This is a genomic window from Paenibacillus sp. SEL1 (genome assembly GCF_054602535.1).
In genome coordinates, this window is sequence record NZ_CM137723.1 from 5,681,918 (window position 1) to 5,695,395 (window position 13,478).

1 protein-coding gene is annotated in these 13,478 nt (G+C 47.9%); it reads right to left on the reverse strand.

Annotated features, from left to right (window positions below; translation table 11 throughout):
• Nucleotides 1-24 precede the first annotated feature (24 nt).
• A complete protein-coding gene (locus tag ACYCSE_RS26000; RefSeq protein WP_459700647.1) occupies nt 25-13,428 on the reverse strand; it encodes an SDR family NAD(P)-dependent oxidoreductase in 13,404 nt (4,467 codons plus the stop codon).
• Nucleotides 13,429-13,478: the final 50 nt, after the last annotated feature.

Sequence of the window (13,478 nt, forward strand, 5' to 3'; positions counted from 1 at the left end):
TGCCTCCCAGCACGTAGAAACTTCTCATTTACGTATACATATATTGAGGATTTCACTGGCAGCCTCATCAACAGACAGGGTATCGTTCATCATTTCATCCAAGAGTCTGCCGCACAATATATCATCAAAGTCTACATCGCTCTCACCTTGCGAAAATAATGCATAGGCTTTTACTTGATCCTTGCTTTCAGAAGTCCAGTAATGCTCTTTAGCAAAAGGGTAGGTAGGCAGGCTGATACGGTGAGGCATCTTCCCTGTGTAAAGTTTTTTCCAATCCAAATTTATCCCTTTGGCCCACAGCTCCAAAAGCTTGGTATATTTCTTTTTGGAAATCCAAAGATCGATCATTTGTTGCAAGTCTTCGTCCCCCGAAAAAATAGACAACGATTCTCTGTTGCGTTTAGCCTGTCCCCTATATAGGTTGAGCATGTTATGACGTCCATCCACAAAACTCTTTAATTTTTCCTCAAGCTCTGCGGTAGATTCCACAAGTACGGCTAAACGCTCCTCCATCGCCTCGCGTCCCACCTGAAGCGTGTAAGCAATATCCGATAGGCTTGCGGAGGATAGCTGACCCTGAAGAGCATTCAGCAGCTGCCGTCCCTTTTCCTTAAGCTGCTCCTCGCTCTTGGCTGACAATACGATCATAGCAGGTCCCTGAGAGTCAGATTCTGTTCCAGACTGTTCCTGATACTCGGGAATATACTCTTCAATCACGATATGGGCGTTTGCCCCGCCTGCACCAAAAGACGATATTCCAGCCCGTCTTGGATATTCTTTTGTGATTCCATCGCTTGTAATTACCGGTCTCTTCCATTCCTCCAGGCTTTGCTGAACGATAAATGGAGTATTGTTGAAATTAATTTCAGGGTTCAACTTCCTGGAATGTAAGGATGGTACTAGCTGGCTGTGCTTAAGCTGCAACAATATTTTAGTCACTCCTGCAATGCCTGCTGCACTCTCACAATGGCCTATATTCGATTTGACCGCCCCTATGGCGCAGAACTGCTTATCCTTTGTGAATTTTTCGAAAGCCCTTGTCAATCCTGCAATTTCAATAGGATCTCCCAGAGCTGTACCGGTTCCGTGGGCTTCAATATAACTAACTGTCCTTGCATCGACATCCGCACGCTGGAGCGCTTCTTCAATCAACCAGGATTGAGCTTGAGGGCTAGGTACTGTATAACCGCTGGTTTTACCTGAAGCATTAAGCATGCTCCCTTTGATAACTCCATAAATATGGTCGCCATCTGCAATGGCCTTCTCCAGCGGCTTCAACACAATCGCGCCGACACCCTCTCCGTCGACAAATCCATCTGCCTGGTCTCCGAATGACTTACATTCACCCGTTTTAGAAAGCATCGTCATAGCCGACAGCTTGATATAGTGGATAGGATCTACAATTAAGTTGACTCCCCCGGCAATGGCACACTCACTTGTACCACTATACAGACTTTCCAAAGCCAAATGGATCGCCGTCAATGAGGAAGAACAAGCGGTATCTAAGGACATACTCGGACCTTGGAAATCCAAATGATAGGAAACCCGGTTCGAGATGGAATTATATTGAGGTCCCAAACCGTAATTTCCGTTCATAACACCTGCAAATACACCGACTCTTCTACTCTCACAAAGATTGGCAGGGGTATACCCAGCATCCTCTATGCTTGCATATGCTGCTTCCAGGAACAGTCTTTCCTGCGGGTCCATTGTTTCGGCTTCTGCGGGAGAAATTTTGAAAAATAGCGGATCGAATAAATCAATGCCTTCGATAAAACCACCCGATTTCGTATAGATTGTGCCCCTTTTCCCTTTTTCTTGGTCAAAGTAGGTCTTCCAATCCCAACGGTCTTTCGGAATTTCAGTTATGCAATTTTTACCTTCTCTTAGATTGTTCCAATATTCCTCTATATTACGAGCTCCCGGATAGCGTCCTGACATCCCAACAATCGCAACATCCCTGATATTGGAGGATCGTGTCGTTGGCTTTTCCATTGTGCTGTCAGAAGGCTTAAGGAAACGCCCTCCCCGGTCAAACCTCATTGGGACAGTAGCGAGTAATTGCGAAGCAGGGCCCTCTTCAACTCTGGAAGTCTCTTCGGTCAACTCCTGTTCCTTCATTCCTACCAGCTTCTTCAACGAGTCCTTTTGCGTTTGAAGAAGGTATGCTACTAGATCATCTATGGTGTTGTACTCAAAAAACAGCGTGCTGGCAAAATCCTCGATGACTTCACGCAAAACATTTGTGATTTGCACTACCAATATCGAGTCAATTCCATACTCTTCCAGGTCAACCGTTGAGTCGATACTTCCCGGTTCCATTTTTAGCGTCTCACCAAGCAAATGTTTAAAGTACGCCGTACTTTTTTCACGCAGCACATGTTCTACCTCTGCTTGTGCTACCTCTATTTTGGGTTGAGTTCGTTGTTTCACTGATACCGTTTCTACGGTTCTTTTCTCTATCAATATTGATCTTCGTTTGTGCTGTCGCTTTTGCCGAACCAAGCCATCGCTTTGGGCTGCAACAATCTGCTGGCCCCAATCATGCGCCTCTTGCGCCGGGAAGAACGCTGCATGGAAACCTTCTTTGTCCAATACGGTTTCCCATATTTGAGGGTGGAGCCCTGGGCATCCAGGAATACGCCATTCCGGATCCTCATACGCCCACCAGCCATCTAGCAATCCGAAGGTAAGGTGGGTAAACACGCTACTACCTGTGATTTCATTGAGCAGGAGCAAGCCGTTGCTTTTCAAAACCGCTTTTGCATTACGTAATGCCTGACGGATATCTTTTGCGGTATGAAGCACATTAGCGGCAATGACAATATCATATTTCCCCGTCTCAATACCTTGCCCGGCAATAGGTTCTTCAACATTAAAAATCTGATAGCTGAGATACGGATTATGCGGCCCATACTCTTTTTCCGCGTGCATCAAAAAGGCTTTGGAAATATCGGTATAGCAATATTCCTGAATGTGTTTGCGATATGGGCGTAATTTCAGGAATAGCGTAGCACTGGTCCCTCCGGTGCCCGCGCCGATTTCCAGAATTCTGATTTCCGCAGCGGCGTCGGCCATAATCCTCTCCTGGATATAAGCGGCAGTAGTATCGGCAAGTACCTCATTAAAGTAGTCCACAACCAGATTATTCTTATAAATTCCTTCCACTAGTTCCATTGAGGAATTGGGGAAGATGATTTCGGTCGCAGGCGATTTTCCGGTAAGCACTTCCGGTAAAGCTCGTAGCGTTGTCTCAACCAAATTGACCCTTGCTCTCATCTGCGGATATTGCAGCCATGTACGCTTGCGCTCTTCCCATTCCTGCCAGACATCATCTCGATCCGTCAAGCTGGAATCTCTACCTGATAGGTCGTTATCCATCTGTGCCAAAATCTGCATGCTCTCTTTCAGCCATTTGCCATATAGCTCAGGAAGTCCGAGTTTATTTTTGAACTCGTCGACAGACTGACGATCTGTCCCTGATAACCCCATGGACAAGAGCTGCTCCCGCAACAACCTGTGTAGGAGATGTTCCATCTCCCTTTCCTGGAGATCGCCCATATCGTCTGCGGCATAATTTTCGATAAAATGGCTTCTTGATTGTATTGCTGTAGCAATATTTTCCTGTATATCCCTGAGGTTCGGATCCGAATTAGGCGGGTAGAGATCAATCTCTTCTGTCGGATTAGTCCCTTCCATCTCCAGATGTCTTGTTGTTTTCATAAGCCCCATTTGGTCGATCGGTGAGGCAAGAAGCGTCTCAAGCGCCTCCATCCCCTCCTGCGGGTCAATGAGCCCAACACCTATTTGCGCCAGTCTGGAGTAGTTTTCTACCTCCTGCCGTCCATTTTCGGAGGCATTGTTTTCGCCGCTCCCCCAATATCCCCAGTTCATGACCTTCACCGGACAACGCCATTCCTGCGAAAGACGATGCGCAAACGCGTCTTTAAAGGTACTTCCGGCAGCATAGCTACTTTGTCCCGGATTCTTTACATAGGTAATCATGGAAGAGAAGAACAATACGAAATCCAACGGCTCATTTTGGAAGACCTGAGCCATGCGTACACTGACATCAACCTTTGCTGAAAGCCCTGACCGGAGCTCTTCCTCCGTCAAATCTTCCAAGCCCTTCTCCAAAAATGAAATGGCTGAGTGGACCACTCCGTTTATGTTGGAGTACCGCTGTTTTATTTCCTCATATGCCCGCTGCAGCTCCCTTTCGTCTGCTACATCCGCCGTGATATAGCATGGAACAGGTCCCAGGCCTTCAAATCCGTCCAGTTTGGCCTGGATAGAGGCATCCTTTTGCCTTCTGCCTAGCCACACCATCTGGGCCTGGTAGGTACAGGCCATATACTTGCTCCAAGCCTCTCCGATAGTGCCGGCGCCCCCGATGACCACATAGACGCCTCTGGCTTTGTATAGCGTCTGTCCTTTTAAACCTGAAGTCTGTTTGAATGGAATCAATTGCTGCCGATACCACTGCCCATTTCTGAAAACCCACATCCGTCCTTGCCGGTCCGAAGGCAGCGTAAATATATCGGATAGTGGCCAGTCATCATCGGATTGCAGGTCAAGGATACGGATTTTCCAGTTCGGATATTCTTTGGCCATGGTGCCTACCAGCCCATGAAGACTTGCGTGAGTCGGATTGACTGTATCGTTCTGATCCATCGGCTGAGCTTGATTGGTTATCGTTGTCCAGCCTAGCTTTTTCGTCCCGTATCCCAATAAAAGCATCGCTTTGACCATTCTAAAGAAGAGTAGGACTCCCTGCTCCTGTTCCTTGATCAAGGATTCGGCAAGCACCGATTCGACGGGAGCACAGGGTGCAATCCACAGAATATGGTCAACGACTCCATATTCTTCTACCTTTGAGGCAACTGTTTCAATGGAATCGTGCGCTTGAAGCTCCAAGAAATGCGCCCTAGGATAATACTCCCGGATGGCCTGTCTGTCTTTGACAGTACCACCTGCAAGGACCAATCGGTCTGTCGATGACGGGGAAAAAACGACATCTTTTTTTATAGCAGCTGGGTCCCATTTCGGGATGAGCATTACAGATCCCACAAGCGGATCGGCGGCACTTTCTCCTGCCGCTGCGCCTTGTGCATTTTCAATGCCGATTTCTCTGTCCAGCGCCCGGGTGGATAATCCTGTTATTCTGACGCAAATAGTTCCTTCCTCATCACACAAGTCAATATTAAGCTTCTGTACCTTGTCTTCTTTCTTGCTGCCCTCGCTGTATTGAATCAACGACCACATGGTCGGGGTGCATGCCCCATAAATCTCAATCTCTTGGAGGGCAAACGGCATATGAGGCGTAGCTGGTACAGCGCTACCCGGTAGCCCTCCGTTCTCTTGGCCCATGATTAGCCCGATGGATGCATGCAAGGCCGAATCCAGCAAGCTGGGGTGAAGGACCAAGCTGTCCGCCATATTAGAAATGAAGGAAGGCAATGCCAGCTCGGCTAGCACCCTGCCCGGATGTGTATATACCTTCTCCACACATCTGTATGCCGGGCCATAATCCATTTCCATTTCCTCGAAGATTTCGTAACATTGCGATCCGTTAAACCTGTGTTGACCAAAATCTGTCTGTAACGCCTTAAGGTTTAGTCTCGGTTTTTGCTCTACGCAAACCTGCACCGCATCACCTTGGCTATGCACGGTATGCCCTCTTTCGCTTCCTACTTGCCCGCTATACACTTCAAAGCTTATTTTTCCGGTGTCTTCCAGGGATAGCCTGGTGTGTACAGGAACTGGCTGGTTGTCCACCACAATGGGCCGAATCCAGTTTACATTTTTCAAACGGATTCCTGTTGTGCTGTTGTCCATATCGCCTGTGGAACGTTCTACAGCCGCCCGTACCATCTCAAGATAGGCTACGCCAGGCAGAACCTTTTGGCCTTTTACAACATGATCCTTGAGGAAAAATTCCTCGCCTGTAAACGTTGAACTGAACCGCTGCTCCAGAAAGTCTGAAGTGTTCTGATGCAGTAAAGGTGTCAAAAAGGAAGATTGGGACGAAGCGGCTTCTGTTATTGCGGCGCTCTTTCCCTCATGTACGGGTATCCAATAGCTTTCTCTAGCAAAAGGATAGGTTGGCAGACTCATCCTGCGAGGCTTCACATCCTCATAAAGCTTGTTCCAATCCAAAATCAGTCCCGTAACCCAAAGTTCAGCGAGCTTTCCATACTTCCCTTTGTCCACCCTTGCATCAATCATTTTAGCCATATCTTCATCGACTTCCTGAGTGACAAGCCCTCCTCTATTACGCTTTACCTGTCCTCTATACAGCTCTTCTACGCCTTCCCTTTTTTGCAGGAAGCCTTCCAATTTCCAATCAAGCTCTTGGATGGATTTTGCAATGATCGCCAGACGTTCGTCCATCGCTTCCCGCCCGATTTGCAGCGTATAGGCGATATCTGAGAGACTTGTATAGGGGTCATTCAGTTCTCTGATTGCAGACAGCAATCTTTGCACCTGCTCGTCCAGCCTTTCCTTATTTTTGGCCGACAACACGACCATGACAGGATTCAGGGATGTAGGAGCAGCTTGCTGCTGACTAGCTTCTTCTGGAATATATTCTTCGATGACCACATGAGCGTTAGAGCCCCCAGCACCAAAAGCCGACACTCCTGCTGCCCTTGGGTATTCTCTGGTTTCACCGTTGATGGCAACTACAGGTCTTTTCCACTCTTCTAATCCCTGCTGAACTTTAAAGGGACTATCGCTGAAGTCGATATTGGGATTTAAGGTACTCGCATGTAGCGAAGGCACGATTTGTTTATATTTCAACTGCAAAAGCACCTTTGTCACCGCGGCGATACCAGCAGCGCTCTCACAATGCCCGATATTAGACTTCGCAGACCCGATTGAACAGAACTGCTTATCGCCGGTATATTTCCGGAAGGCCTTTTGTAAGCCTGCAATTTCAATCGGATCTCCCAGTGGAGTTCCTGTACCATGGGCTTCTATATAGCTGATGGTTCTGGGGTTGATTCCTGCCTCCTTAATTGCCTGACCAATCACACTGGCTTGTGCGTTGGGATTAGGTACGGTATAGCCGTTGGTTTTCCCCCCGTGGTTCACTGCAGTTCCTTTGATAACTCCATATATCCGGTCTCCGTCTGCTATGGCTTTGGCTAATGGCTTGAGCAGCAAAGCCCCGACTCCTTCTCCCGGTACATATCCGTCTCCCTGTCCGAAGCTTTCACATCTCCCATTGCTTGATGCAAAACTTCCCTGTCCCAACAATAGGTATTTGTTAGGATGGATGGAGACGTTGACCCCTCCTGCTACTGCCAGTTCGCATTCTCCATGCTGCAGTCCATGACAGGCCATATGAATGGATGTCAGTGACGAGGAGCACATGGTATCTACAGCGATACTTGGCCCTTGAAAATTACAAAAATACGATACCCGGTTGGCAACCGCCGAGGCATTCCCGAAAAGTCCAATCATCCTCCCCTTGGCTTGTTCCTGGGCTCCATAGAGTTGATACTCATGGTACATCACTCCAACGTAAACCCCGACATTGCCTTCTATGCCGCCAAGCTCCCGCTCTGCACAAAGGCTTTCTCTCGTATAACCTGCATCCTCTATCGTTTCATAAACGCATTCCAGGAATAAGCGCTCCTGCGGGTCCATCGTTTCCGCTTCCCTTGGCGAAATATTGAAAAACAACGGGTCAAACCAGTCCACCCCATCGATGAACCCTCCCCACTTGCTGTAGGTTTTCCCAGGCTTGCCTCTGTTTTCATTAAAGTACAGACTGTGATCCCAGCGCCCCTTGGGAATCTCTGTAATGCAATCCTTTCCATCCCTTAGGTTTTCCCAGAACTCTCGGATACCTAGTGCTCCCGGATATCTTCCTGACACGCCGATAACTGCAATGTCTAATGCCTTCTTCTCCTGATGTGGCTGTATACCTGTCGGGAGAAGCCATGGGCGTCTACGATTAGCCGATATCGAGGTCAAAGGCTCTATGGTTGCTTTTATAGGTGCTTTCGGGCCTGCATCAGAAGCCGTATTCTTCTCTGTCGCTTCTACAGCATCAATCAGCCGACCGCGATACGTTTCAAGGAAATAACCCGTCAATGACCGGAGATTTTGGTATTCAAAAAATAATGTTTTCGGTAGTGAGCCGAAAGTCTTTTCCAATTCATTGGTAAGCTGCATAACCAGCATGGAGTCAATCCCATACCTGTCCATTGGTGCATTTACATCTATACTTTCAGCGGGCAGCTTGATCACGGTTGAAAGTACCGTTTTCAAATACCCCTCCGCTTTTTCCCTTAGCCATTCTTCTCCGATAAGCGGTGCTCCCTCGCTTTCCATTACAGATCGGCCTGAGACATCAGTTTCCGAGAGCTGGCCTAAAATTGCCGCTTTAATCCTTTGGGGATATCCTTCGATCACCATAACCTGACTTCTGCCGGAAGACAGACTTTGATACAAAGCTTTGATTCCACTCTCCGTTTGCATGGCAAGCATGCCTAGGCCCTGCATTGCCCTTTCCGTTTCCAGGTCGACATGCATGCCTCCATCCTTCCACAGAGGCCAGTTTATCGACAGCGTTTGCCCCTGGCGCTGCTTTGCTGTCACCAAAGCATTTCGATAGGAGGCATAGGCATCCATAAAGCCATTAGCAGCGGAGTAGTCAACCTGTCCTACATTGCCAAGGCTTCCTGCGCCCGAAGAAAATAAGATAAAGAAATCCAGGGGCAGGTCTCTGCTGGCCTGGTCCAGATTCATCACCCCTGAGACCTTCGGAGTCAGCACTTCTCTAACCTCTTCTTTAGTCTTCTTGATGATGAAGTTGTCCCGAATCACTCCGGCTGTGTGCAAAATACCGTTAAGGCCGCCAAATTGCTCGACGATGCCATGAATTAGCCCGCTAACCGATTCGTTGTGGCCCACATCCGCCTGTTGGTACTCTATATGACCACTCAGCGCTCTCAGTTCGTTTAACAGAGCCTTTTGGTCCGCAGAAAGTGATGACCGACCCACCAATACGACGGTGGAGTTTTTCACATTGCGCACAATGTCTCTGGCAAAAATAAGCCCGAGGCCGCCTAAGCCACCAGTAATGAGATAAATCCCACCATCTCTCCACGGCAGATCTGCATCTTCACGTAAGGCTTCAATTTCTTGCCATATTAAAGCCTGTCGTTTGTCCCCTTGGTACCGTATCCGTTCGTTATACAGGCCACTCCGGTTCCCTTGTAGTTTCTCAATGATTCTTTCGACATCATCCTCCACATCAAGCTCAAGCAACTGGCCCATGACATTCGGATTTTCTTTTTGAGCGGTTTTCAGCATTGCAAAGAGCCCGGAATAAACCTGTTGGTCCTTCCGAGCGTGGGTTGCAAGCTGTATCAAAACTTTCTGTTTGGGTATGTCTAGCAGGATACTTTGCAATTCTTCAAATATCTGAATGGTATAATCTTCAAACCGACTGTCCATATCCATGCTGGAGGACTGTAAAACAAGGCAGCGAGTACCATCCATGCGGGCTTCAATATCCTCCCCGGTGATACCATCCACTTCACACAGGATCACAACATGCCGGATATCGTCGTTAGCGTTCACCCCTGTGGTGACAGGCATCTCCTGCCAGACAGGCTCAAGCATCAGTGTACCTATATCCTCAGTGATGCTGGCTTGCCCCACATCTCCTTCCAACGCTCTGGATAAAAGTCCTTTGAGCTGCACGCAAATCTTTCCGGTCTCATCGCACAGCTCAATATCCACCTTGCTTAATCCATTCGACGTCTCTTCACTCCCATCGTGAGAGATCCGGGCCCACATCACTGGAGTGCATTTTTCGGATATCTTCAGTTCCTCCAAAGCAAAGGGTAACGCAGGCTTGCCTACAAGCAAATTTTCTTCCGAACCCATTACCAAGCCGATTGTGGCCTGCAAAGTTGAATCCATCAAAGCTGGATGCAGTACAAATTCACTTTGAGTATGGAGTACAGCGGATGGTAGGGACAGCTTGGCCAGCACGTAATCCTTTCCTCGAAAGATTGCCTCAATGCCACGGTGTGCGGGTCCATAGTCTATCCCCATGGCTCTGAAAGCTTCATAGCATTGGCTTGAAGAAAGTGGTGTGCGGGTACAGTCTGCCCGTAAGACATTCAGGTCCAGATACTGTAGCTCGCCAGCCCTCACCAACACAGCCATTCCCTGACTGTGTATAATCCCTTCGGCGTCGGCTCCTTCCATGCCGCTACATATTTCAAACGCAATCTCTCCATTGTCTTGGGGATATAGACTGATGAGTACCCTCACCAGTTCGTCTGCTACAACCACAGGCCGAGCCCATACGATATTTTTCAGCCGAATATGAGTCTCACCTTCTACTACGGCCCCCACTGCCTCTTCTACAGCTGCTCGCACCATTTCGAGGTAAGCCACCCCGGGTAATGTTTGTTGACCCTTGATTCTGTGGTCTGACAGGAAAAATTCCCGGCCTGTAAAAGTAGAGCTATAACGTTGTCCGGAGAGGTCGGAAATATTCTGATGCAACAAAGGATGAATTTGGGCAGGCATAGCTGGATTTACACTGCCTTTTCCAGTGCCTGTTTCGGATAACCAATAGCGTGTCCTTTCAAAAGGATAGGTCGGCAGACTGATTCGTCTGGGCTTGATATCTCCATAAAGTGCATCCCATTCAATGCTTGCACCATTGGCCCACAATTTGGCTACCTTATCAAGTCTTTTTTTCTCAGTCCAGGCCCGAATCAGGGTTCCGGTGTCTTCGTCCGAATCCAAGAGTTCGATTCCGCCCCCTGCATAGTTCACACGGCCGATCAGCACTTTTTCCGACGAACTTCCGTTAATAAAAAGTTCAAGTTCATCTATCAGATTTTCTCTTGAATCCGTCAAAAACGCGAGACGCCAGTCCATAGCCTCTCTTCCCACTTGCAAGGTATAGGTCAGGTCCGTCAGATTAACGCTTTCGTGCAACTTAACAAAATTCATCATATCTGCTGCATAGGTTTTCAAGGATTGTTCACTTTTAGCGGACAGCACAAATAGTCCCGGGTTGTCTTTACCCACTGGGGGTAGATTCACCGCAGAGACTACAGGAACATATTCTTCAATAACCATATGAGCGTTAGTGCCGCTAAATCCGAAGGAACTTACGCCCGCACGCCGCGGTACTCCCGGTTCGGGCTCCCAGCTTTGTAGACCGGTGTTAATGTAGAACGGGCTATTCTCCAGAGAAATATGCTCATTTAAGGATTCGAAATGGATGGTAGGCGGCAATTGGCGGTGCTTCATGGCCAGCAGCACTTTCATCACACTGGCCACCCCGGCCGCAGTCATCATATGACCCATATTGCTTTTCAGTGACCCCAATGCGCAATAGCCCTTCTTGCTTGTATAGGATCGGAATGATTCCGTAAGTCCCTCCACCTCGATAGGATCACCCAGCTTTGTTCCTGTCCCGTGAGCCTCGACCATGGAGATGGTTTCGGGATGAATGTTAAACCGTCGATATACGTCTTTTTCCAGCGAGATTTGTGAATTTACACTTGGGGCAGTTATTCCGTTGGTTTTTCCATCCTGGTTCATTCCCCATCCCCGAATAACTCCATATATGGAGTCCTTGTCTCTGACTGCATCAGAGAGCCGTTTTAATAAAATGACCCCAACTCCTTCTCCGGGGACAAACCCGTTTGCACGGGCATCAAAGGTAAAGCACCGTCCATCCTTGGACAGCATTCCTGCCTTGCTAGTCATAACATGCATTCCCGGACCAGCCATAATCATGACTCCGCCTGCCAAAGCAAGGTCACTTGTTTCTAAAAGGAGACTGTTGCAAGCTTCAGCAATGGCCACCAGAGAGGAAGAGCACGCGGTATCAATAGCCAAAGAAGGACCTTTCAAATTTAGCAGATACGAAATCCGAGCGGATAGAATTGAAGGAGACCCTCCCATGAGAACCTGCGCATTTAACCCCTGCCCACTCATGGACCTCCCATAATCACTGGCTGCACAACCTACAAAAACACCGCATCGGCTCTCCGACAGTGAGGCTGGATTTAATCCGGCATCTTCAATGCATTTCCAGCTACTTTCAAGAAACAGGCGCTGTTGAGGGTCCATCATCTCTGCTTCAGCAGGGGATATATTAAAGAACAATGGGTCAAATTTATCTACATCCTCTAAAACACCCATCCATTTGCTATAGGTTTTTCCCTGAGCCTTGGGATCGGTATCGTAATATTCATCGATTGACCATCGCGTTGAAGGGATTTCCGATATACAATCCCTTCCCTGAGCCAGATTGTCCCAAAATTCAGCCAAAGTCCTGGATTCGGGGAATTGCCCTGCCATACCAATAATCGCGATAGACTCCTTATGTTCCTGACCGCGCGGCATATCTGGCATAGCTTTTTTAGAATCAGCATGCTTGACCGTTTTATGGGAATCATTGCTATTCGGCAGCTGTCCATAGGCAAATTGAATCCGTTCTTTAACCTCTTGCTGATTTACAAACGTTTTATCCTGCATTTTTATTTCTTTTTCAATAGTAGCCGCCAGCTTTTCTCTTATCGATTGAGCCATATGGTTTTTCAGCTCAATTAATGACTCCCTGGGAGACTCGGACAGTTTTCTTGCCAGCTGGATGGCGTACGGCACCACTTCATTCCTCGGTACAACTGGAAAAGGAACCCCTTTGGTTTCCAGTTCCGAACCGCTATATCTAGTACCTGTAAATAAAATTTCCTGTGCCATACTAACCCCAAATTTCTCAGGGAAAATCAGGGTCGAACCCGCTCCGGGAGTAAAGCCGTACTTCATAAAGTTAGTAGTATAGATGCTTTCCCGACTCATCACGATAAAATCGCAAAACATCCCCATGCACCAGCCAGCACCAATCCCATGTCCCTGCATAGCAGCGATGACGGGCAGCTTGCAATCCAAAGCAATCTTGTAAACATTGGTATCGCTATATTTCGCCTTTCCCTCATGGATAGCCAGCAATCCCTCTTGGGTGCCTCCTGTGGCAAAGTAGGTGTCATATCCCGTCAGAATCACAACTTTATAATTCTCGTTAGCCTGCACCGTCTCAAACGCCTGATTCAGGCCATTAATCAGTTCATCGGAAAATGTATTTTTGTGCGCCGTGTCCTTCATTTTCAACAAAACAATCCCGTGCTCAAATTCCTGCAATTCAACCACAGGCTGTACCTTTATTTGGGGGGCGCTTATCTCCTGCCCATCCTCCGGCGTGTGAAAGCTGTCCAATGGCTGCAACGTGAAAGCCAGTCCTTCTGGTAATTCCTGTGGACTGGCTTCCAATGATTCATCTGGGAGCTCGCCAATAAATTGAAGCAATTGTTTTTCAGCATCTTCATAATTTATTTCCCCTGCTTGCACCGCACGAAAAATATCTTTTGAATCCATAAACATGTCCTCCTAGCTGTATGAAATAGGACAAATATCGTGTTGGCTGT